Annotated in this window: 20 protein-coding genes; 10 read left to right on the top strand and 10 right to left on the bottom strand. The window is 67.0% G+C overall.

Going from position 1 to position 23,303, the window contains the following annotated elements; all coding sequences use genetic code 11:
- Positions 1–4: 4 nt before the first annotated feature.
- From AAFN89_RS00955 to AAFN89_RS00935, 5 genes are all read right to left on the bottom strand, one after another.
- Positions 5–1,411: a pyruvate dehydrogenase complex E1 component subunit beta gene (locus AAFN89_RS00955; RefSeq protein WP_347534963.1), complete on the bottom strand. Its 1,407-nt coding sequence runs from the start codon at positions 1,409–1,411 to the stop codon at positions 5–7.
- A gap of 76 nt (positions 1,412–1,487) precedes the next feature.
- Complete coding sequence (pdhA, locus tag AAFN89_RS00950) at positions 1,488–2,576, bottom strand: pyruvate dehydrogenase (acetyl-transferring) E1 component subunit alpha (RefSeq protein WP_347534961.1); 1,089 nt, start codon at positions 2,574–2,576, stop codon at positions 1,488–1,490.
- A gap of 250 nt (positions 2,577–2,826) precedes the next feature.
- Entirely contained in the window at positions 2,827–3,141 is a 315-nt protein-coding gene (locus AAFN89_RS00945; RefSeq protein WP_347534959.1) for a septum formation initiator family protein, read from the bottom strand.
- Positions 3,142–3,236: 95 nt separating this feature from the next.
- Positions 3,237–4,514 (bottom strand): phosphopyruvate hydratase, encoded by a 1,278-nt coding sequence (gene eno, locus AAFN89_RS00940; protein ID WP_347534957.1) that lies wholly within the window; start codon positions 4,512–4,514, stop codon positions 3,237–3,239.
- Positions 4,515–4,631: 117 nt separating this feature from the next.
- Positions 4,632–5,246 carry a TetR/AcrR family transcriptional regulator gene (locus AAFN89_RS00935; protein WP_347534956.1) on the bottom strand — a complete coding sequence of 205 codons (615 nt, stop codon included), beginning with the start codon at positions 5,244–5,246 and terminating at the stop codon, positions 4,632–4,634.
- A 75-nt stretch (positions 5,247–5,321) separates the two neighbouring features.
- Here AAFN89_RS00935 and AAFN89_RS00930 point away from each other — a divergent pair, with 75 nt between their 5' ends.
- Both AAFN89_RS00930 and AAFN89_RS00925 read left to right on the top strand, forming a co-directional pair.
- Positions 5,322–6,434: an efflux RND transporter periplasmic adaptor subunit gene (locus tag AAFN89_RS00930; RefSeq protein WP_347534955.1), complete on the top strand. Its 1,113-nt coding sequence runs from the start codon at positions 5,322–5,324 to the stop codon at positions 6,432–6,434.
- 3 nt (positions 6,435–6,437) lie between these two features.
- A complete protein-coding gene (locus AAFN89_RS00925) occupies positions 6,438–9,509 on the top strand; it encodes an efflux RND transporter permease subunit (protein ID WP_347534954.1) in 3,072 nt (1,023 codons plus the stop codon).
- 174 nt (positions 9,510–9,683) lie between these two features.
- On the opposite strand, the gene kdsA is transcribed toward AAFN89_RS00925, so the two are convergent.
- The 4 genes from kdsA to tpiA form a co-directional block, all read right to left on the bottom strand.
- Entirely contained in the window at positions 9,684–10,529 is an 846-nt protein-coding gene (kdsA, locus tag AAFN89_RS00920; RefSeq protein ID WP_347534953.1) for a 3-deoxy-8-phosphooctulonate synthase, read from the bottom strand.
- A 22-nt stretch (positions 10,530–10,551) separates the two neighbouring features.
- On the bottom strand, positions 10,552–12,180 hold the full coding sequence (locus AAFN89_RS00915; RefSeq protein ID WP_347534952.1) for a CTP synthase: 1,629 nt from the start codon (positions 12,178–12,180) through the stop codon (positions 10,552–10,554).
- Positions 12,181–12,274: 94 nt separating this feature from the next.
- Positions 12,275–12,589: a preprotein translocase subunit SecG gene (secG, locus tag AAFN89_RS00910; RefSeq protein ID WP_347534951.1), complete on the bottom strand. Its 315-nt coding sequence runs from the start codon at positions 12,587–12,589 to the stop codon at positions 12,275–12,277.
- Between the two features lie 91 nt (positions 12,590–12,680).
- The gene (gene tpiA / locus AAFN89_RS00905; RefSeq protein ID WP_347534949.1) at positions 12,681–13,430 is read right to left on the bottom strand and encodes a triose-phosphate isomerase; all 750 of its coding nucleotides are present in this window, start codon (positions 13,428–13,430) and stop codon (positions 12,681–12,683) included.
- Between the two features lie 206 nt (positions 13,431–13,636).
- On the opposite strand from tpiA, the gene AAFN89_RS00900 reads away from it, so the two are divergent.
- Genes AAFN89_RS00900 through AAFN89_RS00890 form a run of 3 tightly spaced genes read left to right on the top strand, consistent with a single transcriptional unit; the run spans position 13,637 to position 17,717 of the window.
- Positions 13,637–15,526 carry a SurA N-terminal domain-containing protein gene (locus tag AAFN89_RS00900; protein WP_347534947.1) on the top strand — a complete coding sequence of 630 codons (1,890 nt, stop codon included), beginning with the start codon at positions 13,637–13,639 and terminating at the stop codon, positions 15,524–15,526.
- Between the two features lie 4 nt (positions 15,527–15,530).
- Positions 15,531–17,051 (top strand): anthranilate synthase component I, encoded by a 1,521-nt coding sequence (gene trpE, locus AAFN89_RS00895; protein ID WP_347534945.1) that lies wholly within the window; start codon positions 15,531–15,533, stop codon positions 17,049–17,051.
- A gap of 36 nt (positions 17,052–17,087) precedes the next feature.
- Positions 17,088–17,717: a LysE family transporter gene (locus tag AAFN89_RS00890; RefSeq protein ID WP_347534943.1), complete on the top strand. Its 630-nt coding sequence runs from the start codon at positions 17,088–17,090 to the stop codon at positions 17,715–17,717.
- 213 nt (positions 17,718–17,930) lie between these two features.
- Here AAFN89_RS00890 and AAFN89_RS00885 read toward each other — a convergent pair whose 3' ends face one another.
- A complete protein-coding gene (locus AAFN89_RS00885; protein ID WP_347534941.1) occupies positions 17,931–19,028 on the bottom strand; it encodes a divergent polysaccharide deacetylase family protein in 1,098 nt (365 codons plus the stop codon).
- Positions 19,029–19,187: 159 nt separating this feature from the next.
- On the opposite strand from AAFN89_RS00885, the gene AAFN89_RS00880 reads away from it, so the two are divergent.
- The 5 genes from AAFN89_RS00880 to glp are packed head-to-tail and all read left to right on the top strand — an operon-like array spanning position 19,188 to position 23,299.
- A complete protein-coding gene (locus AAFN89_RS00880) occupies positions 19,188–19,772 on the top strand; it encodes an aminodeoxychorismate/anthranilate synthase component II (protein WP_347534939.1) in 585 nt (194 codons plus the stop codon).
- On the top strand, positions 19,769–20,821 hold the full coding sequence (gene trpD, locus AAFN89_RS00875; RefSeq protein WP_347534937.1) for an anthranilate phosphoribosyltransferase: 1,053 nt from the start codon (positions 19,769–19,771) through the stop codon (positions 20,819–20,821). Before AAFN89_RS00880 ends, trpD begins: the two co-directional genes overlap by 4 nt.
- Entirely contained in the window at positions 20,818–21,630 is an 813-nt protein-coding gene (gene trpC / locus AAFN89_RS00870; protein WP_347534935.1) for an indole-3-glycerol phosphate synthase TrpC, read from the top strand. Before trpD ends, trpC begins: the two co-directional genes overlap by 4 nt.
- Positions 21,627–22,106 carry a cyclic pyranopterin monophosphate synthase MoaC gene (gene moaC, locus AAFN89_RS00865; RefSeq protein WP_347534933.1) on the top strand — a complete coding sequence of 160 codons (480 nt, stop codon included), beginning with the start codon at positions 21,627–21,629 and terminating at the stop codon, positions 22,104–22,106. The genes trpC and moaC overlap by 4 nt, the downstream gene beginning before the upstream one ends.
- Positions 22,103–23,299 carry a gephyrin-like molybdotransferase Glp gene (gene glp, locus AAFN89_RS00860; RefSeq protein ID WP_347534931.1) on the top strand — a complete coding sequence of 399 codons (1,197 nt, stop codon included), beginning with the start codon at positions 22,103–22,105 and terminating at the stop codon, positions 23,297–23,299. The genes moaC and glp overlap by 4 nt, the downstream gene beginning before the upstream one ends.
- Positions 23,300–23,303: the final 4 nt, after the last annotated feature.

The following is a 23,303-nucleotide window of genomic DNA, read 5'->3' as shown; positions in this document are numbered from 1 at the left end:
AGCTTCAGCTACGATAGCAGACGGCCTTGGCCGCCTCCGCGATCTGGGCGGGCTGCGGCAGCGCCAGAAGCTCCAGGTTGGCGGCGTAAGGCAGCGGCACGTTCGCATGGGCGACGCGGGCCGGCGGCGCGTCCAGATAGTCGAACGCGTGCTCCATCACCAGCGAGGCGACCTCCGACCCGATGCCGGCATAGGCCCAGCCTTCCTCGACCGTGACGATCCGGTTGGTCTTGCGCACGCTTTCCACGACGGTGTCGATATCGAGCGGGCGGATGGTCCGCAAATCGATCACCTCCGCGTCGATCCCTTCCTCCGCCAGCTTCTCAGCGGCCTCCAGCGACTTCCCGACCATCATCGAATAGGCGACGATGGTCACATCCTTGCCCTGACGCACCACCTTGGCGCGGCCGATGGGTACGATGAAATCCTCGCTCTCCGGCACGTCGAAGCTCTGGCCGTAGAGGAGTTCATGCTCCAGGAAGACGATCGGGTTCGGGTCGCGGATGGCGGATTTCAGCAAGCCCTTGGCGTCGGCCGCCGACCAGGGTGCTACGACCTTGAGACCGGGGACGTGGCCGTACCAGCTCGCGTAATCCTGGCTGTGCTGGGCGGCGACGCGGGAGGCCGCGCCGTTCGGCCCGCGGAAAACCATGGAGCAGCCCATCTGGCCGCCGGACATATAGAGCGTCTTGGCGGCGGAGTTGATGATCTGATCGATCGCCTGCATGGCGAAGTTGAAGGTCATGAACTCGACGATCGGCTTCAGCTTGCCGAACGCCGCGCCGACGCCCAGCCCGGCAAAGCCGTGCTCGGTGATCGGCGTGTCGATCACCCGCTTGGCCCCGAATTCGTCCAGCAGCCCCTGGCTGACCTTGTACGCGCCCTGATATTCGGCGACTTCCTCGCCCATCAGGAAGACCGTGTCGTCGCGGCGCATTTCCTCCGCCATCGCGTCGCGCAGGGCCTCCCGGACGGTCTGGCGCCTGGTCTTGTCGAAGAACTTGTCCTCGTCGGAGGGCGGGATTTTGGCCTTCGGCGGTTCGGTCCTCGCGGCCTCGGATTTTTCCTCGGCGTCGGCTTTTGTCGGCTTTTGTGGGCTTTCGGCTTCCTCGGCGGCTTCTTCGGCGGGTTTCTCCGCTGCTGCGACGTCGACGGCGGAGGCGTCCTCCCCCTCCTCCAGCAGCACCGCGATCGGCGTGTTCACCGCCACGCCCTCCGTCCCCTCGGCCACCAGGATCTTGCCCAGCGTCCCCTCGTCGACGGCCTCGACCTCCATCGTCGCCTTGTCGGTCTCGATCTCCGCGATCACGTCGCCGATCGACACCGCCTCGCCTTCCTTCTTGTGCCAGGAAGCCAGCGTCCCCTCGGTCATCGTCGGCGACAAAGCCGGCATCAGAATCTCAATCGGCATCACATATCCTCCGGGAGGCGGCTCTTGGGCGACGGGCCGTAATGGCCCCCGAACGCCCGAGCCATCCGCAATTGGGTCAGGCTTCGATCAGGACGTCGGTCCACAGCTCTTCCGGATCGGGCTCCGGACTCGCTTGCGCGAATTCGGCGGAGTCGTTGACGACGCCGCGAATTTCCTTGTCGATCGCCTTCAGTTCATCCTCGCCGGCGTGATCGCCGTCGATCAGCAGCTTCTTGACATGCTCGATCGGGTCACGGGTGTCCTTGTATTGCGAGACTTCCTCCTTCGTCCGGTACTTGGCCGGATCGGACATTGAGTGGCCGCGATAGCGATAGGTCATCATCTCAAGGATCTGCGGGCCCTTGCCGGACCGGGCGTCGGCCAGCGCCTCGTCCGCCGCCGCCTTGACCGCGACGACATCCATGCCGTCTACCTGTTTGCCCGGAATGCCGTAGGCGTGGCCGCGCTCATAGAGGTCCGTGCTGGCCGAAGCGCGCTTGACCGAGGTGCCCATGCCGTACTGGTTGTTCTCGATCACATAGACGACCGGCAGCTTCCAGAGAGCCGCCATGTTGAAGCTCTCATAGACCTGGCCCTGGTTGACCGCGCCGTCGCCCAGGTAGGTCATGGTGACGCCGTTGTCTTCCTTGTACTTGTGCGCGAAGGCCAGCCCGGTGCCCAGCGGCACCTGGGCGGCGACGATGCCGTGCCCGCCGAAGAAGTTCTTCTCCCGGCTGAACATGTGCATCGAGCCGCCCTTGCCCTTGGAATAGCCGCCGCGACGGCCCGTCAGCTCCGCCATCACGCCGCGAGCTTCCATGCCGCAGGCCAGCATATGGCCATGGTCGCGATAGCCGGTGATGACGGTGTCCTGCGGTTCGGCCGCCGCCTGCATCCCCACCACCACGGCCTCCTGGCCGATATAGAGGTGGCAGAAGCCGCCGATCAGCCCCATGCCGTAGAGCTGGCCGGCCTTCTCCTCGAAACGCCGGATCATCAGCATTTCGCGGTAGTAGGTGAGAAGGTCTTCCTTCGACGCGGCCGGCGTCGTCGATCTTGTCCCGGTTCGGGGTCTGCCCGGGGATCTGGTCGCGGCGGAGGATCTGGCCGCAGGTTTGGCCGCCGGGGGTTTGGCTTTGGTGGTTCGACGCTTGGGTGTGGCCAAGGGAGTCCTCCCGAAAGTCAATCGTTGCCCGATCGCCCGGCGGATACGGCCAAGGGCGGCGGGAGTGAAATGGCTGGTTACAGCTAGACCGGCGTCGTCCCTTTTGCAAGCCGACGGAGCGCCAAAACGCGCTTTCGGACCCTCATTTCGCGAATATCGGGGATGCGCGAAAGACCAATTGCGTCAGGGGTTTAGGCGAAAGGGCGATTGTGCAATGCAGCAAAGCTGCACAATTCAGTAAGCGCGCAGATTATTTTCCGGTATAGACCACCACCTCGTCCGGGTGCGTGTAGTTCAGCACCGCGCGAAGACGTTCGTCCAGCATGTCGAGGTCGAGATGTTCGGGATTCAAGAGATCGGCCCGATGCTCAAGATATTGCCGCCGCTCCCGGAGATCCTCCAGAACCTCTTTGGCTTCAGCGACTTCCAGCTTGAGATGGCTGCGGGCGATCAACCCGTGGTCGCCCTGGACCGTATGATAGGCGAAATAACCGAGCAGACAAACGCCAAGCGCCGGCACTATAGCCGGCTGCAAAGTTCTTCTGAGGGTTCCGCTCCAGATCATGACGCGATGGAATCACGTCGATTCCACCGCGTCAATTCAAAAGAAGGCTTTCCGGATATAAGAAAAGCCAAGTCAATTATGGAAACAGCGGCCCGTCAGCGGCGAAGGACGTCCCGCCCGGCATAGTGCGCGGCCGCGCCCAGCCCCTCCTCGATCCTGAGGAGCTGGTTGTACTTCGCGATGCGGTCGGTGCGGCTGAGCGAACCGGTCTTTATCTGGCCGCAGTTCGTTGCGACCGCCAGGTCGGCGATCGTCGCGTCCTCCGTCTCGCCCGAGCGGTGAGACATCACAGCAGTGTAGCCGGCCTTGTGGGCCATCCCGACGGCTTCCAGCGCTTCGCTGAGCGTGCCGATCTGATTGACCTTGACCAGGATCGAATTGCCCACGCCCTTCGCGATGCCGTCGGCCAGCCGCTCCGGATTGGTGACGAAGAGATCGTCGCCGACAAGCTGTACCTTGTCGCCAATGGCTGCGGTGAGCGCCTTCCACCCCTCCCAGTCGTCCTCCGCCAGGCCGTCCTCGATCGACAGGATCGGGTAGCGGGAAACCATCTCCTCGTAGAATTTCACCATGCCGTCGCTGTCGAGGACCCTGTTCTCCCCGGCCAGGTTATAGCGTCCATTCTCGAAGAACTCGGTCGAAGCCGGGTCGAGGGCCAGGAAGACATCTTCCCCCGGCCTGTAGCCCGCAGCCTCGATCGCCTTCATCACATAGCCCAGCGCCTCGTCGGTCGAGGCGAGGTTGGGGGCGAAGCCGCCCTCGTCCCCGACATTGGTGTTGTGGCCGGCATCCTTCAGCCCCTTCTTCAGGGCGTGGAAAACCTCCGATCCCATGCGCACCGCCTCGCCCGCAGTCTCCGCGGACACCGGCATGATCATGAATTCCTGGATGTCGATGGGATTGTCGGCGTGGGCGCCGCCATTGATGATGTTCATCATCGGCACCGGCAGCGTGCGCGCGCCCGCCCCGCCGACATAGCGGTAGAGCGGCAGTCCGGCGTCGGTCGCGGCGGCCTTGGCGACCGCCAGGCTGACGCCCAGGATGGCGTTGGCGCCCAGCCGACCCTTGTTGGGCGTGCCGTCCAGTTCGATCATCATGCGGTCGATGGCGAACTGTTCCTCGGCGTCGAGCCCGCTCAGCGTGTCGAAAATCTCTCCGTTCACCGCATCCACGGCGTCGCGCACGCCCTTGCCCAGATAGCGGCCCTTGTCGCCGTCCCGCTTCTCCACGGCCTCATGCGCGCCGGTGGAGGCGCCGGACGGCACGGCGGCGCGGCCGAAGGCTCCACTCTCCAGCGTCACGTCGACCTCCACGGTCGGATTGCCGCGGCTGTCCAGGATTTCACGGGCATGGATATCGACGATGGCGGTCATCGCTAAGCGGTCCTTGCTATTCTGGGAAACGATGGGGGGCCTTGATAGCGCACGCACTGTTACCCATCCCGCCCCGCCCGCGCAAGGAACTCTCAAGGAACTCTGGGGACATGGATTTCAGGACGGCCGGTAGGCCCTGAGGAAGGTCGCCACCGCGAGGTCGACATGGCGGTCGATCTGTTCGGCGGTGGGGATCGCGCCGGCGCCCATCAGGGCGCGCAGATGGATATGGCCGGTGACCATGCCGAAGAAATGCTCCGCCGCCAGCGTGGCTTCCTTCACCGCGAGCCGCCCCCTCGCAGTCTGGTCGGCCAGATAATTGGCGAGGCTGCGGGTGACGCGCGCCACGCCCGCCTCATAGGCCATCGCCGCGAATTCCGGGAAACGCTGGGCTTCGGCGACCATCAGGCGATGGCCGTTCAGATATTCCGGCTCCAGCGCCATGGACAGGGACTGCCGGGCGAGCTGGCGGAGGACAATCTCCGGATCGCTGTCCTTCGGCGCGGTGTCCAGCGGCACGGTCAGATCCTGGATCAGCAGCGCCACAGCCTCGCCGAACAGATCCTCCTTGCTGCCAAAATGATTGTAGACGGTCTGTTTGGAGACGCCGGCCCGTTCGGCCACGCGATCGATGCTGATGCCGTAACCTTCCTCCAGGAAGGCGCGCGCGGCGGCCGTCAGAATCGCCTCATGCCTTGCGCGTCCGGTGCGTGATAAAACGTTCGTCGCCAATCTTGAACGTCTCCCTTCAACCATCATATTGGGCATTGGACTGGCCAGTCCAACTTTTTTGAAGGTGCATCTTTTATGAAGCGAACCCTGTTGATCAGCGCTGTCGCCTTCTGCGTTCTCGCAGGGGCCGGATGGTATTTCGGCATCCGCCCCAGCCAGGACAATGGCGCCCAGGCGCAGGCCCAGACGGGCGGCGTCCCGCCGGGCGTTCCGGTGGAGGCCGGGCCGGTCACCATCGATGCGGTGACGACGGAGGTTTCGGCCGTCGGCACGCTGCGGGCGAACGAATCGGCGAATATCGCACCCAAGGTGGCGGGCCGGGTCGCGGAAATCATGTTCGAGGAAGGCGGCGAGGTCGAGCAGGGCCAGCCGCTGATCCGAATGGAACGGACGGTGCTGGAGGCCGAACTGGCCGAAGCGCGCGCGAGCCTGTCCCTCAGCCGCGCAAATTACGACCGCGCCAACAGGCTGGCCAGCCAGGGCACCGGGACCCAACAGGCGCTCGACGAGGCGCTGTCGACCCTGCGCGCCGACGAGGCGCGGGTGGCGCTGGCCGAGGCGCTGCTTGCCGAGGCCACGATCAACGCGCCGTTCGACGGCCGCATCGGCCTCCGCTCCGTCAGCGTCGGAGACTATGTCGCGGCCGGGGAGAACATCGTCAACCTGGAGCAGATCGACCCGATCAAGGTCGATTTCCGCGTGCCGGCGATCTATCTCACGGAGGTCGAGGTCGGGCAGGAGATCACGATAACCGTCGACGCCATCCCCGACCGGACCTTCGAGGGAAGCATCTATGCGATCGACCCCCTGATCGACGTGAACGGTCGCGCCCTCCAACTCCGCGCCCGTATCCCCAACGATACCGACCTGCTGCGCCCCGGCCTGTTCGCCAGGGTCTCGATCCTGGTCGACACCCGCGAGGAGTCGATCCTGGTCCAGGAATCCGCGATCGTGCCGCAGGGCGAGCAGAAATATGTCTATCGGGTCGTCGATGGCAAGGCCGTGTTCACCGAAGTGGAGATCGGCCAGCGCGTCGAGGGCGGCATGGTCGAGATCGTGGCGGGGCTCGAGCCCGACGCGGTCGTGGTGAATGCGGGCCAGATGAAGCTGCAGGACGGCGCGCCCGTGACCATCCTGGACACCGAGGCCCAGGCCCGGGCTGAAACCGGGACCGAGGCTGGGGCCTGATCCATGAAGCTCTCCGAATTCTGCATCGAGCGGCCCGTCTTCTCGACGGTGATGAGCCTGCTGATGGTCCTGATCGGCGTGGTGGCGTTCGACCGGCTGACCGTGCGCGAATATCCGAACATCGACGAACCCGTCGTCTCCGTCACCACGACCTATACCGGCGCGAGCCCGGAAATCGTCGAAAGCCAGGTGACGCAGATCATCGAAGGCTCGGTCGCCGGCATCGCGGGCATCGAGACCATCACCTCGACCAGCCGGTCGGAATCCAGCCGGATCACGATCAACTTCTCGCTGGACACCGATCCGGACGTGGCGGCCAGCGACGTGCGCGACCGGGTGGGCCGGGTGCGCGGGCAACTGCCCGACGAGATCGAGGAACCGATCATCGCCAAGGTCGAGGCCGACGCCCAGCCAGTGATCTTCATGGTGCTGACCAGCGACCGGCTGTCGCCGCTCGATCTGACGGACTATGCCGACCGGACGGTGACGGACCAGCTTCAGAACCTGAACGGCGTCGCGGAGATCCAGATCTACGGCGAGCGGCGCTACGCCATGCGCATCTGGATCGACCGGGCGCGGCTGGCTGCCTACGACCTCACGGTCCAGGACGTCGAGGATGCGCTGCGGGCGCAGAACCTGGAGGTTCCCTCCGGCCGGATCGAGAGTGTGGACCGGGAGTTCACCGTCCTGTCGCGGACCGGCCTGACGACGGCGGAGCAGTTCCGCGACATCATCGTCAAGGACGCCGACGGCTTCCCCGTCCGCCTGGACGATGTGGCGCGGGTCGAACTGGGCTCCGAAGAGGCGCGCAACACCGCCCGCTTCAACGGACAGAACGCCATCGCCATCGGCGTGGTCAAGCAGGCGACGGCGAACCCGCTGGACGTGTCGGACGCGGTGCGGGAGGCGTTGCCGAACATCCTGGAGACGCTGCCGGAAGGCATGAATCTGGAAATCGCCTACGACACCGCGATCTTCATCGACGCCTCGATCGAGGCCGTCTACACGACCATCGCGGAAGCCGTGGTGCTGGTCGTGCTGGTGATCTTCGTCTTCCTGCGCACCTTCCGCGCCACCATCGTGCCGCTGGTGACCATCCCGGTGTCGCTGATCGGCGCCTTCGCGGTGATGTACGCGCTGGGCTTCACCATCAACACGCTGACGCTGCTGTCCATGGTGCTGGCGATCGGCCTCGTCGTCGACGACGCCATCGTGGTGCTGGAGAACATCTACCGGAAGGTCGAGGAAGGCATCCCGCCGCGCCGGGCGGCGGTCGAGGGCATCCGCGAGATCTCCGGCGCGGTGGTCGCCATGACGCTGACCCTGGCGGCAGTCTATGCGCCCGTCGCCTTCGCCCCCGGCCGGACAGGTCGGCTGTTCACCGAATTCGCCCTGACGCTGGCCGGTACGGTGCTGATCTCCGGCTTCATCGCGCTGACCCTGTCGCCGATGATGTGCAGCCGGCTTTTGAGCAACAAGGAGAAGCACGGCCGGCTCTACATGATGCTGGAGCGGTTCTTCAACGGCATGACGCAGGGCTATGGGCGGCTGCTGTCCGGCGCGCTGAAGGTGCGGCCGCTGGTGGTGCTGGTCGCGCTCGGCGTCGGCGGGGCAAGCTATTTCCTGTTCACCAACCTGGATTCGGAACTGGCCCCGGTCGAGGATCGCGGCGTGGTGCTGTCCATCGGCGTCGCGCCCGTGGGATCGACCATCGGCTACACCAGCCGCTATGCCCAGCAGTTCGAGGGCATTCTGTCCGGCGTGCCGGAGGTGGACGACATCTTCGTCATCGCGGGCTTCCCCGACGTGACGCAGGCCATCTCCTTCTCCTCGCTGGTTCCCTGGGATGAGCGCGAGCGGTCTCAGCAGGAGGTCGTCGCCGAGGTGACGCCGCAGCTTTACTCCATCCCCGGGCTGCTGGCTTTCGCCATCAACCCGCCCTCGCTGGGCGGCGGGGCGAGCAGCAAGCCGGTCGAATTCGTCATCCAGACCTCCGGCAGCTATGAGGAGCTGAACGGCTACGTCCAGACGCTGATGGCGGCGGCCCGGGAGAATCCGGGGCTGATGAATCTGGAGACCGACCTGAAGCTGAACAAGCCGCAGATCGAGATCGATTTGGACCGGGAGCGCGTCGCCGATGTCGGCGCCAGCGTCGCCACCGTCGGCCGGACGCTGGAGACGCTGCTGGGCGGCCGGCAGGTGACCCGGTTCGAGCAGAATGGCGAGCAGTACGACGTGATCGTGCAGGTGGAGCCGTCGGAACGGAACACGCCGAACGATCTGCGCGACATCTATGTCAGCGGCAGCGACGACACGATGATCCAGCTCTCCAATCTGGTCGATATCGAGGAGACGGTCGCGCCGAAGGAACTGCCGCGCTTCAACCAGCTCCGCTCATCCACCATCACGGCCAACCTCGCGCCCGGTTATCCGCTGGGCGAGGCGCTGCAGTTCATGCGGCAGACGGCCGAAGACCTGCTACCGGACGAAGGCGTCCAGTTCGACTATGACGGCCAGTCGCGGGAATTCTTCGAGAGCGGCAGCAGCCTCTACTTCGTCTTCGTGCTGGCGCTGGGCTTCATCTATCTGGTGCTGGCCGCCCAGTTCGAGAGCTTCATCGACCCGATCATCATCATGGTGACGGTGCCGCTGTCGATGACCGGCGCGCTGCTGGCGCTCTATCTCACCGGCGGGACGCTGAACGTCTTCAGCCAGATCGGCCTGGTGACGCTGATCGGCCTGATCACCAAGCACGGCATCCTGATCGTGGAGTTCGCCAACCAGCTCCAGGAAGCCGGCAAGGGCAAGGCCGAGGCGGCGATCGAGGCGGCGAAGCTGAGGCTGCGGCCGATCCTGATGACCACAGGCGCGATGGTGTTCGGCGCGGTGCCGTTGGCGCTGGCGGCCGGCGCGGGCGCGGAGAGCCGGCAGCAGATCGGCTGGGTCATCGTGGGCGGCATGACGCTGGGCACGCTGCTGACGCTGTTCGTGGTGCCGACGGTCTACACCTACCTCGCCCGCCGGCACGAGAGGCCGGCACCGGCGATGGAGGCCCGGCCGGTGAGCGTGGGGTAGGGCGTGGAGGCGTTTTAGAGAATCGTCATGCTGGACTTGATCCAGCATCCATAAGGTGTCGATGGTCGCCGGGGCGGCGTCTTGTCCTTCGCCGCCGGTGAAGCGGCGTTGGCCTATGGATTCCGGATCAAGTCCGGAATGACGAATGAGGGAACCTTGAAGTAAGGACGCTTCTCAGCCGATGGCGACGGGGCGGGCCTTGGCGATGCGGTCGAAGGCGATCAGCGTTTCCAAGATCCCCTCCATCTCGCTGAGCGGCACCATGTTGGGGCCGTCGCTGGGGGCGTTGTCGGGGTCCTGGTGGGTCTCCATGAAGACCGCCGCCACGCCGACCGAGATCGCGGCGCGGGCGAGGACGGGCACGAATTCCCGTTGGCCGCCGGTCGAGGTCCCCTGCCCGCCCGGCTGCTGGACGGAATGGGTGGCGTCGAAGACCACGGGATGGCCCGTCGCCGCCATGATCGGCAGGGAGCGCATGTCGGAGACGAGCGCGTTATAGCCGAAGCTGGCCCCCCGCTCCGTCAGCAGCACCTTGTCGTTGCCCGCGCCGGTGATCTTGGCCGCGACGTTCTTCATGTCCCACGGGGCGAGGAACTGGCCCTTCTTGACGTTGACCGCCCTGCCCGTCCGCGCGGCGGCTTCCAGAAGGTCGGTCTGGCGGCAGAGGAAGGCCGGGATCTGTAGCACGTCGACGGCTTCGGCGACAGGCGCGCACTGGTCTGCCGCATGGACGTCAGTCAGGACGGGGCAGCCGAATTTCTCCCTGACCTCGGCCAGGATCGGCAGGCTTTTCGCCATGCCGAGGCCCCGCGCCGCCGTCGCCGAGGTGCGGTTGGCCTTGTCGTAGGAGGTCTTGTAGATGAGGCCGACGCCCAGCCGCTTCGTCATCTCTACCAGCGCCTGGCTCATCTCCAGCGCGTGATCGCGGCTTTCGAGTTGGCAGGGGCCGGCGATCAGCGTGAAGGGACGGTCGTTGGCGATCGCCAGGGAACCGACGGCAACGGTCTTCTGAGAAATCATCATTCTTCCCTGTGGCTCGAATCTAAACCAGCCGGCTCTGCTCGATCGCCGCCCGGATGAAGGAGGTGAAGAGCGGGTGCGGGTCGAACGGCTTGGATTTCAACTCCGGATGGAACTGCACGCCGATGAACCAGGGATGGTCGGGCAGTTCCACGATCTCAGGCAGGATGCCGTCCGGCGACAGGCCGGAGAACAGCATGCCCGCCTGTTCGAGCTGATTGCGGTAGTTGATGTTGACCTCATAGCGATGGCGATGCCGCTCGCTGATCACCGGCGACCGGTAGATGTCCCGGACCTTGCTGTCCTCCGTCAGCACGGCGTCATAGGCGCCGAGCCGCATGGTGCCGCCGAGGTCGCTTTCGACGTTGCGGACCTCCCGCTCGTTGCCGCGCGTCCATTCGGTCATCAGCCCGACGACGGGTATATCGGTCGACCCGAATTCGGTCGAGCTGGCGCCGCGCAGGCCGGCGAGGTTCCGGGCGGCTTCGATCACCGCCATCTGCATCCCGAAGCAGATGCCGAAATAGGGCACCTTGTGCTCACGCGCGAACTGGGCCGCGCGAATCTTGCCTTCGGTCCCGCGCTCCCCGAAGCCGCCGGGGACCAAGATGCCGTCGACGCCTTCCAGATGGACGACCGCATCCTCCGAATCGAAGATCGACGAATCCATCCATTTCAGGTTCACGCGGACATTGTTCGCTATGCCGCCATGGACCAGCGATTCGCCGAGGCTCTTGTAGCTGTCGATCAGCGAGGTGTACTTGCCGACGACGCCGATCGTGACCTCGCCCTCCGGCGCGCGAACCCGCTGGACGATCTCTTTCCACATCGAAAGGTCGGGTTCGTCCTTCGCCTCAAGGCCGAAATAGGCCAGGACCTGATCGTCGAAACCCTGTTCGTGATAGCTGACCGGCACCTGATAGATCGTGTCGACGTCCAGCGCCGCGATCACCCGTTCCTGCTTCATGTTGCAGAACAGCGCGATCTTGCGGCGTTCGTTCTCCGGGATCGGGCGGTCGGACCGGCAAAGCAGCATCGCCGGCTGGATGCCGACCGACAGCAGCTCCTTCACCGAATGCTGGGTGGGCTTGGTCTTCAGCTCTCCCGCCGCCGGGATGTAGGGCAGCAGCGTGACATGAATGAACAGCGCGCGCTCGGTCCCGATCTCGTTCCCGAACTGCCGGATGGCCTCCAGGAAGGGCAGGCTTTCGATGTCGCCGACCGTGCCGCCGATCTCGCACAGGACGAAATCCTCGTCCGTCACGTCGCCGCGGATGAACTCCTTGATGGCGTCGGTGACGTGGGGAATGACCTGGACGGTCGCGCCCAGATAGTCGCCATGCCGCTCACGGGCCAGCACGCTGGAATAGATGCGGCCGGAGGTGACGTTGTCGCTCTTGCGCGCGGAGACGCCGGTGAAGCGTTCGTAATGGCCGAGGTCGAGGTCGGTTTCCGCCCCGTCATCGGTGACGAACACCTCGCCATGCTGGGTCGGGCTCATGGTTCCGGGGTCGACATTGAGGTAGGGGTCGAGCTTGCGCAGCCGGACCTTGTACCCCCTGGCCTGGAGAAGCGCGCCGAGCGCCGCCGCCGCCAGCCCCTTGCCCAATGAGGACACCACGCCGCCGGTAATGAAGATGTACCGCGTCATGGACGATCACCTTAATCCAAGTTCATGCCACATATAAAGAGAAGAGGCGGCCGGGGCCGCCTCTCGCATAACCGTATATCCGCAACGCCCGGCCTCAGTCGCCGAGCGGGACCGCCGGCTCCTGGCTGGGCGCCGGGGTTTCGGTCGCCTGCGGGATCTGATCGACGATCGAGGGCGGCGTCGCCGTCCGGCCGCCGGCCAGGATCGCCAGGACGATGCTGGTCGCCATGAAGCAGGCGGCCAGGACCGCCGTCGTCCGGGTCAGCAGATTGCCGGAGCTGCGCGTGGACGTCATGGGACCGGCGCCGCCGCCCATGCCGAGCCCGCCGCCCTCGCTACGCTGAATCAGGACCGTGCCCACCAGCGCGAGCGCGATCAGCAGATGAATGACCAGAACGATCTGTTGCAACGGATCACCTGTTTGGGAATGCCAATGGGCGCGCCGAAAGGACGCCGCCACGTCGTCGCGGCGACCTTTTAGCGGACCTTGGCGGCGATGGCTAGGCGCAACTTTGCCCGATCGCCCAAAAGTCGTCGGCCTTCAGGCTGGCGCCGCCGACCAGCGCGCCATCGACGTTCGGGACGGACATGAGTTCCGCCGCGTTGGCCGGCTTGACCGACCCGCCATAGAGTATGCGCACCTTGTCGGCGTCGGCGATCTTCCGCGACAGCTCGGCCCTGATATGGCTGTGGACATCGGCCACGTCGCCCGCCGTCGCGGTCTTGCCGGTGCCGATCGCCCAGACCGGCTCATAGGCGATCACCGTGTTCTCCGCCGTGGCGTTGGTCGGGATCGACCCGGCAAGCTGGCGGGAGCAGATGGAAAGCGCGTGGCCGGCCGCCCTCTCCGCCTCAGTCTCGCCGATGCAGATGATGGCGCAGAGGCCGGCGCGGTGGACGGCCTTCGCCTTCTCGGCCACCGCCAGATCGATCTCGCCATGGTCCTGCCGGCGTTCGGAATGGCCAACGATGACCCAGGAGCAGCCAAGATCGGCCAGCATCTCAGCCGAGACGTCGCCGGTATGGGCGCCCGCTGTCTCGCTGTGGCAGTCCTGCCCCCCCAGCAGGATCCCCGACCCGGCAATCACCTCTCCCACGGAGTCGATCAGCGTCGCCGGCGGGCAGATCAGCATGTCGAAGGCGGCGTCCTCATCCTCCGCGTATCGGATGCCGAGATCCCGCGCCAGGGCCACGCCCTCGGCCTTGAGCCCGTTCATCTTCCAGTTTCCGGCTATCAGCTTCCTCAGCATGCGCGTCCAGGCCCCCCGATCACAGATTCCAAGCAGGGATGCTTTACCAAGCCGGCCGGCCGATGAACAGGGCAGAGAAATCGGGGTCGGGGGAATGGGTCCAGCCGCCTGTTGCCGGTGGCGGAGGCCGCTTCTATGATGCCGCGCCCCGCCGCCGGCCGGGGTCTTTCAGTTTCCTGGAATTTCATCGCGAGTAGCCCACAATTATGCTCCAGATCATCCGCAGCAAGGTCGGCTCCTGGGTCGTCAAGATACTCTTCGCCGTCCTGATCGTAAGCTTCGCGGTCTGGGGCATCGGCGACCTGTTCCGGGATCGCGGCCCCGATCAGACGGTGGCGGAGGTGGGCGATATCGAAATCTCGCTCCAGGCGGTCAACAGCGCCTTCCAGAACGACGTGAACCAGATGCGCCAGATCTTCGGACCGGAATTCGGGGCGGAGCAGGCGATCTCCATGGGCATGCTGGACCAGACCGTCGAGCGGCTGGTGAACGGCGCGCTGCTGGACAACCTTATCGCCGAGGCTGGGATCGCTCCTTCCCAGGAAGCGGTCGCCCAGGCGATCTCGCGGCAGCCGATGTTCCAGGGCGCTACGGGATCGTTCGACGCGGCGCGGTTCCGGCAGGTTCTGGGAGCGAGCGGCCTTACCGAAGGCGCCTATGTCGCGCTGCTGCGCAACGATCTGGCGCGTCAGCAGATCGTCGGCGCGGTGTCGGCCGGGGCGGAGCCGCCGACAGTCCTGGTTTCCGCCCTGCACCGCTATCGCGACGAGACGCGGACGGCGACGCTGGTCCCGGTTCCGCTGAGCGCGGTGGAGGAGGTCCCGGAGCCGAGCGAGGAAGAGCTCCAGAGCTTCTATGAAGCCAACCCGGCGCTTTTCGAGGCGCCGGAATATCGCGTCCTGACGGTGGCCAGCCTGTCCGCCGCCGATTTGGCCGAAGGCGAGTCGGTCGGGGAGGATCTGGTACGCGCCGAATATGACGCCCGGATCGAGGAGTTCGAGACGCCGGAGATGCGGGCCTTCGACCAGGTGGTGGTCGAGGACCAGGAGACAGCGGCGCGGATCGCCGAGGCGGCGCGCGAGGCGGGCTCCCTCCAGGCGGGGCTGGAGACGCTGGAGAACACCGAAGCATCGGTCATCGCGCTGGAGTCGGCGCCTCGCGAAGTGATGCTGCCGCAACTGGCGGAGGCCGGCTTCGCGCTGGAGGAAAGCGGCGTCAGCGAGCCTGTGGAAAGCCCGTTCGGCTGGCACGTGCTGGCGGTGACGGAGATCGCTTCCGGCGGCACGGTTCCGTTCGAGGAGGCGCGCGCCGAAATCGAGCAGGATTTGAAGCTGGAGAGCGCGCTGGATTCGCTGTTCGAGATCGCCAACCAGATCGAGGACGGGCTGGCCGGCGGCTCCGGGCTGGACGAGATCGCCACGCAGTTCGGGTTGGAGACGGTCACCACGCCGCCGGTCGCGCGGGACGGATCGGTGCGGGACGATGCCGAGATGCCGGACCTTCAGGCGCAGGAGGACGTGCTGGCGGAAGCCTTCCAGCTTGCCGAGGGCGAGACGAGCCGCCTGACCGACACCGCCGACGGCGTCTATTTCCTTGTGCGGGCGGACGAGATCATCGAACCCCAGGTCCGCCCGATCGAAGAGGTGCGGACGGAGTTGCTGGAGGCCTGGCGGGCGGCGGAGCGGGACCGGATGGCGCAGGAGATCGCGGCCGACGTTGCCGCGCGGCTGACGGCCGGCGACGACCCGGCGACGATCGCCGCCGATCTGGGTCTGCCGGAACCGGCGACGGCGACCTTCCATCGCGACGGCAGCGATGCGGGCGATTGGCCCACGACGCTGGTCGACGCCCTGTTCGCGGCGGAGTCGGGCGACACCGCGACGGTCCCCATGCCGGAGGACGGGCATGTGGCGGCGCTCCTGACCGACATCACGGTGCCGGAAGCCACGGACGACGAAGCGGCCGAGGCGCTGGCGGCGGAGGCGGAAACGGCGATCGGCAACGACCTGGCGGCGCAGTTCACCGAGGCGCTTCGCCGGGAGGTGGGGGTGGAGATCCACCGCGACACCCTGGAACAGTATTACCGGCAAGGCTGAGGCGATGCCGCTTTCACCGGATTTGGCGACGTTCAGAGAGATCTACGAAGCCGGACGTCCGCAGGTCGTCTCCACGACGCTGGTCGCGGACCTGGAGACGCCGGTTTCCGCGATGCTGAAGCTGGCCGCCGGCCACCCCTACAGCTTCCTGCTGGAATCGGTGAAGGGCGGCGCGGTCAGGGAGCGCTATTCCGGCATCGGCCTGAAGCCCGACCTGGTCTGGCGGTGCCGGCGCGGCAAGGTCGAGATCAACCGGCGAGCCCGGCAGGACCGGCACGCCTTCGAGCCGGTGGACGCCCGGCCGCTCGATTCGCTGCGGTCGCTGATCGCGGAAAGCCGGATCGACCTGCCCGGCCATCTGGCGCCGCTGGCGGCCGGCCTGTTCGGCTATCTGGGCTACGACATGATCCGGGAGATGGAGCGGATTCCCGATTCCAACCCAGACGTGCTGGACGTTCCCGACAGCGTGATGATGCGCCCGACGCTGATCGCCGTCTTCGACAATATCGAAGACCAGATCACGCTGGTGACGCCGGTCCGGCCGCATCCCGATCTGGGCGCGGACGCCGCCTGGGACCAGGCCCATGAGCGGCTGGCCGAAGCGGTCGCCGACCTGGACCGCAGCCTGCCGCCGCACCGGGAGGATAGCGGCGACCTGGAGAACCTGCCGGAGCCGACCTCCAACATGACGCGGGAGGCTTATCATTCGGTGGTGGAGCGGGCGAAGGAGTACGTTCGCGCCGGCGATATCTTCCAGGTCGTGCCGTCCCAGCGCTTCACCCTGCCCTTCGCGCTGTCGCCCTTCGCGCTCTATCGCAGCCTGCGCCGGCTGAACCCCTCCCCCTTCCTCTATTACCTGGACATGGACGGGTTCTCGATCGTCGGATCCAGCCCGGAGATCCTGGTCCGCCGCCGGGGCGACGAGGTCACGATCCGGCCGATCGCCGGCACCCGCCGGCGCGGCGCGACGCCGGAGGAGGACCGGGCGCTGGCCGACGACCTGCTGTCCGACCCCAAGGAACTGGCCGAGCATCTGATGCTGCTGGACCTGGGGCGCAACGATGTCGGCCGGGTGGCGGAGATCGGCAGCGTCCGGGTGACGGAGAAGTTCCAGATCGAGAACTACTCCCACGTCATGCACATCGTCTCCAACGTCGTCGGGCGGCTGAAGCCAGGGCTGGATGCGGTCGACGCGCTGGTTGCCGGCTTCCCGGCCGGCACCGTCTCCGGCGCGCCGAAGGTCCGGGCGATGGAGATCATCGACGAGCTGGAGGTTTCGCGCCGGGGCATCTATGCCGGGGCGGTCGGCTATTTCAGCGCCAATGGCGACATGGACACCTGCATCGCGCTGCGCACCGGCGTGGTGAAGGATGGGCAGCTTCACGTTCAGGCCGGCGGCGGCGTGGTCGCGGACAGCGACCCGGAGGCGGAGTTCCAGGAGACGCGGTCGAAGGCCCGCGCCGTGGTGCGTGCGGCGGAGGAAGCCGTCCGCTACGCCGCGCGGCGGTCGCGAAACGATCTCTAGCCGTCCGGCCGCACGTGCGGAGCGAGGGAGGATCACATGGAAAGCCTGGCGGGAGTGGCTCTCGTCTATGCCGTCTTTCTGGGCGGGATGATGTCGCCGGGGCCGGATTTCCTTGTCGTCCTGCGCAACAGCCTGGGATTTTCCGCGCGGACCGGGATCTACACGGCGGCGGGCATCGCCGCCGGTCTTGTCATCCATATCGGCTATTGCGTCGCGGGCATCGGGCTCCTGATCTCCCAGTCGATCCTGCTGTTCAACCTGATCAAATGGCTGGGCGCGGCCTACCTGATCTATATGGGCGTCCGCGCCCTGCGCTCTCCGGGCGTCGCGCTCGCCACCACCACGGATGCGCCGAAGGACGGGAAGACGGCGGGCCAAGCCTTCGCCAACGGCTTCGTCGTGAACCTGTTCAATCCCAAGGCCACGATGTTCTTCCTCGCCTTGTTCAGCCAGATGATCGACCCGGCGACGCCGATCGCAATCCAGATCGCCTTCGGCGCGGGCTGCGTGGCCACGGCCTTTGTCTGGTTCTCGCTGGTCGCCGCGGTGATGGGCATCGGGCGGGTGCGGCAGGCCTACGCCCGCGCCTCGAAATGGACCGACCGCATCTTCGGGGCCTTCTTCATCGGGCTGGGCGCGAAGCTGGCGCTGGCGAGGGCGGGCTGAAGATGAGCTTCATGGAATTCGTCGCCTATACGGCCGCCCTGACGCTGGCGGCGGCGATGCGCCGAGGTCCTATGGATTCCGGATCAAGTCCGGAATGACCAACAAAAACAATGTCATGCTGGACTTGATCCAGCATCCATACGGTGTCGAGGCCTGAAGCGGCCGCGCCCCTGGATCCCGGATCAAGTCCGGGACGACCAACAAAGAACAGGATCATTCCGGACGTGATCCGGAATCCAGGCGCACCATCTCATCACCGCTGACAGTTTCCGTGGAGGCCGCGGCGATGGCGCTGACGGGGGCCAGGGTGATGCCCTTTTCCTCCAGCGTCGGCAGCCATTGGCGGAGGGCTTCTATCGTCTCCTCATAGGGATGGCCGATGCCGATGGCGGTCCCGTCGGCGCGGGCCTTCTCCTCAAGGGCCTGCAGGGTGCGGGCTATGGCCGCCGCATCCCGCTCATTGTCCAGGAAGACGTCCCGGGAGACGAAGGGGATATCGAATTCCGCCGCCACCTCCGCGCCGACCGAGGAGGCGGCGGTCATGCTGTCGAGGAAGATGAGGCCGCGACGGTCGAGCTCGCGCAGCACCAGCTCCATCCCCTCGGCATCGCTGGTGAAGCGGCTACCCATATGGTTGTTGACCCCGACATAGCCGTCGAACCGGTCGAGCCCCCAGGCGAGACGATCCTCGATCTCCTGATCGGACAGGCTGGTCAGGAGCGCGTTGGGGCCGGGATCGGCCGATTCGGACATCGGCTCCATCGGGAAATGGAGGAACAGTTCGTGCCCCTGCGCGCGGGCGGCGTCCGTCTGTTGCTCCAGATTCTCCGCATAGGTCATGAAGGACAGGGTCAGCGGGCCGGGAAGAGCGGTGATTCCGCGGGTTCCGGAGAGGTTGACGCCCAGATCGTCGATCACGATGGCGATCATCGGCTGGTTCGCAGAGGGCGGAGCCGGCACGGCATAACGCACCCAGGCCGGCTTCCGCGGGGCTTCTTCCTCCACCGTCGCGGCGGGCGGTTCGGGCACGGGAGCGGGTACGGCCGACAGCGTCGTTCTTAAATCCGGATCAGGTTTCGGGATCGGCGCGGGCGCAACGGCAGGCGCGGGCGCGGGCTGGACCGCCGCGACCTCCGCTGCCGGGACGGCGTCTTCCGTCGCCCACCGGCCGACCGCCACGCCGGCCAGCAGGGTCGCGGCGAGGCCGCAGGCGCCGGCGGCGACCCAGAAGCCGCCCGTCCGGCCGGAGGGCTTGCCGGAGGGTCGGCGCTGCCGGGTGGATGCCGAACGGGGTCGCTTCGTCTTTGCCATCGGATGCGGTGACTCGGGGGAGTTGAGGGTTTCGCGCACCGCTCTTATCACGCAACCGCATGGCGGTGCGAGGACCGTGGCGTCTGGAATTCGGCGTCGCCGGTCGGTACTGTTGCGTCGAACCTCGGGAGAAGGGCCGGCCGGGCCGGACATGTCGCCATGCTGCTGCTGATCGATAATTATGACAGCTTCACCTACAACCTCGTCCATTTCCTGGGCGAGCTGGGCGGTGAGACCGTCGTGCATCGCAACGACGCCATCAGCGTCGAGGAGGCGCTGGCGCTGAAGCCCGATGGCATCGTGCTGTCGCCGGGACCGTGCGACCCCGACAAGGCCGGCATCTGCCTGGACCTGATAGACGCCGCCGCCGGCAAGGTTCCGATCCTGGGGGTCTGCCTGGGGCATCAGGCGATCGGCCAGGCGTTCGGCGGCAAGGTCGTCCGCGCGCCGGAACTGATGCACGGCAAGACGAGCGATATCAGGCATTCCGGGCTGGGGGTAATGGCGGACCTGCCCTCCCCCATCCGCATGACGCGCTACCATTCGCTGACCGTCGAGCGCGACAGCCTGCCCGACTGCCTGGAGGTCACGGCGGAGACGGAGGGCGGCATGATCATGGGACTGCGCCATCGCCGGCTGCCGATCCATGGCGTGCAGTTCCATCCCGAAAGCATCGCATCGGAACAGGGGCACCGGCTGCTGGGCAACTTCATCGCGATCGCCCAGCGCAGGAACGCCGCATGAGCGAATCGCAGACGAGGCTGAAGCCCTTCATCGCGCAGGCCGCGGCCGGCCGGCCCCTGGGCGAGGAGGAAGCGACCCAGGCCTTCGAGATCATCATGTCCGGCGAGGCGACGCCGTCGCAGATCGGCGGCTTCCTGATGGCCCTGCGGGTGCGCGGGGAGACCGTGGACGAGATCACGGGGGCCGCCCGCATCATGCGGTCGAAGGCGCTGGCGATCGACGCGCCGGCGATGGCGATCGATTGCTGCGGCACCGGCGGCGACGCGTCGGGCACGCTCAACGTCTCCACCGCCGTCTCTTTCGTGCTGGCCGCCGCCGGCGTGCCGGTCGCCAAGCATGGCAACCGGGCGCTGTCCAGCAAGTCCGGCGCGGCAGACGTGCTGACGGCGCTTGGCGTCAATATCGACGCCGACATGCGGCTGGTGCGCCAGGCGCTGTGGGAAGGCAATGTCTGCTTCCTGATGGCGACGCGCCATCACAGCGCGATGCGCCATGTCGGGCCGACGCGGGTGGAGCTGGGGACACGGACCATCTTCAACCTGCTGGGGCCGCTGTCGAACCCGGCATCGGCCAGACGACAGCTCATCGGCGTCTATTCCGCCGACTGGGTGGAGCCGCTGGCCCATGTGCTGAACCGGCTTGGGTCGGAGAAGGCGTGGATCGTCCATGGGCTGGACGGGCTGGACGAGCTGACGGTGACGGGGCCGAGCCGCGTGGCGGCGCTGGAGAAGGGCGCGGTCCGGGCGTTCGACGTGACGCCGGAAGATGCGGGGCTGGAGCGCAGCGCGCCGGAGGGCATCAGGGGCGGCGACGCGGAGCACAACGCCGAGGCGCTGAAGGCTCTGCTGGACGGCGCGACCGGCCCCTATCGCGACATCGTGCTGCTGAACGCCGCCGCCGCGCTGATCGTCGCCGACAGGGTGGCTGATCTCAAGGAAGGCGCAGGCCTCGCCGCCCAACAACTCGACAGCGGCGCGGCCAAGGCCGTGCTGGAGAAGCTGGTGGCGATCACCAACGCCCCGCCGCCGAAGGAAGAAGACGAAGCATGAGCGACGTGCTGGAACGCATCTGCGCCGACAAGCGGAGCCATATCGCCGCCAGCAAGGCGAGAACGCCCGCCGGGGAGATGGCGGCCAGGGCGCGCGACGCCTCCCCGCCGCGCGGATTCGTCCGCGCGCTGCGGGCGGCGCGGGCGGAGGGGCGCTACGGGCTGATCGCGGAGATCAAGAAGGCCTCCCCCTCCAAGGGGCTGATCCGGGCGGATTTCGACCCCCCTGCCCTGGCCCGCGCCTATCGCGAGGGCGGCGCGACCTGCCTGTCGGTGCTGACCGACAGGCCCTATTTCCAGGGCGAGGATTCCTACCTGACGGCGGCGCGGGAGGCGGTCGACCTGCCGGTCCTGCGCAAGGATTTCATGCTGGATTCCTATCAGGTGACGGAGGCCCGCACCCTGGGGGCGGATTGCATCCTGCTGATCATGGCGGCGCTGGAGGACGGGCAGGCGGCGGAACTGGAGGATGCGGCGCTGGGCCTGGGCATGGACGTGCTGGTGGAGGTCCACGACCGGGCGGAGCTGGGCCGGGCGCTGGCGCTGAAATCGCCGCTGATCGGCATCAACAACCGCAATCTGAAGACGCTGGAGGTCGATATCGCGACGACCGAGATCCTGGCGCGGGAGGTCCCGCAGGACCGGCTGACGGTGGGGGAAAGCGGGCTCTACAGCCCCGCCGACCTGTCGCGGATGGAGGCGGCGGGCGTCACCACCTTCCTGATCGGCGAGAGCCTGATGCGCCAGGCGGATGTCGCACAGGCGACGCGCGCCCTTCTGGCGCGGCCGGAAGCGGCGCTGCGGGCATGAGCGGCTTCACCCATTTCGACGCCGAGGGCGCGGCGCGTATGGTCGACGTGTCGGAGAAGGCGCGGAGCCAGCGGATAGCGGTGGCGGAATGCCTTGTCGTCATGCTGCCGGAGACGCTGGCGATGATCCGCGCCGGCGCGGCGAAGAAGGGCGACGTGCTGGGCGTGGCGCGGCTGGCCGGAATCATGGCCGCCAAACGGACCTCCGACCTGATCCCGCTCTGTCATCCGCTGCCGATCGATTCCGTGGCTGTCAACCTGGCCTGCGAGGATGAGGCGAGCGCCGTGCGGGTGACGGCGACGGTGAAGATCGCCGGCCGCACCGGAGTCGAGATGGAGGCGCTGACCGCCGCCAGCGTCGCCGGACTGACCGTCTACGACATGTGCAAATCGGTCGACCGGGGGATGAGCATGACCGGCATCCGCCTGCTCCACAAATCCGGCGGCAAGTCCGGAACCTACGACGCGCCGGCATGATCGCGTTCGAGGAGGCGCTGAAACGGATACTGGCGGAGGCGGCCCCGCTGCCGGCGGAGACGGTCGGCGTGGCCGAAGCGTTCGGCCGGGTGCTGGCGGAAGATCTGGCGGCGCGGGTGTCCCATCCGCCCGTCGCGGTTTCCGCCATGGACGGTTACGCCGTGAGAGCGGCCGACATCGCTGCCGTGCCCGTCACCCTGCGCCAGACGAGCGCGGTGGCGGCCGGCGACGCGCCGGGCCGGCCGGTCGGGGCCGGGGAATGCGCGCGCATCTTCACCGGCGCTCCCCTGCCCCCGGGCGCCGATACGATCGTGATCCAGGAGAACGCGGAAGCCAAAGGCGAGTCGGTCACGGTGCTGCACAAGGCGGCTAAGGGCCGCTATGTCCGGCCGGCCGGGCTGGATTTCGCGGCAGGCGACGTGCTGTTGCAGGCCGGACGGCGGCTGACGGCCCGCGACATCGGCCTGGTCGCCGCGATGAACATCCCCTGGATGCGGGTCCGGCGTCGCCCCCGGGTCGCGGTGCTGGCGACGGGGAACGAGATCGCCATGCCCGGCGAGGATCTGTCCGGCGCGCGGATCGTGGGGTCGAATTCCCTCGCGCTCCGGGCGCTGGTCGAATCCTGCGGCGGGGAAGCGGTCGATCTGGGCATCGCGCCGGACGACCGCGATACGCTGGGCGCCATGGCGGACGGGGCCAGGGGCTGCGACCTGCTGCTGACGACCGGCGGGGCTTCGGTGGGCGACCATGACCTTGTCCGCTCCACCCTGGGCGCAAAGGGCCTGGACCTGGCCTTCTGGAAGATCGCCATGCGGCCGGGCAAGCCGCTGATGTTCGGGCGGCTGGGCGAGATTCCGCTGATCGGCCTGCCCGGCAACCCGGTCTCCACGCTGATCTGCGGACTGCTGTTCGTCGGGCCGTTCCTCCGGGCGCTCACGGGCCTACCGCCGGGGCCAGCGACGGAGGCCGCGCGGCTGGGCGCGGACCTGCCCGCGAACGACGAGCGGCGGGACCATCTCAGGGCGTCGCTGGCCGGCGGCGTGGCGACGCCCTTCTCCCGGCAGGACAGTTCCATGATGGCCCGGCTGGCCGAGGCGGATTGCCTGATCGTCCGCCCCGTCCACGCGCCGCCGGCCCGCGCCGGCGACGAGGTGGAGATCATCAGCTTCGGGACGGGCGAGGCCGGCCTCTAAACCA

Origin of the sequence: Inquilinus sp. CAU 1745 (assembly GCF_039839375.1) — a bacterium.
Taxonomy (GTDB): domain Bacteria; phylum Pseudomonadota; class Alphaproteobacteria; order DSM-16000; family Inquilinaceae; genus JBDOQU01.
This window is presented reverse-complemented; position numbering and strand designations above follow the sequence as displayed.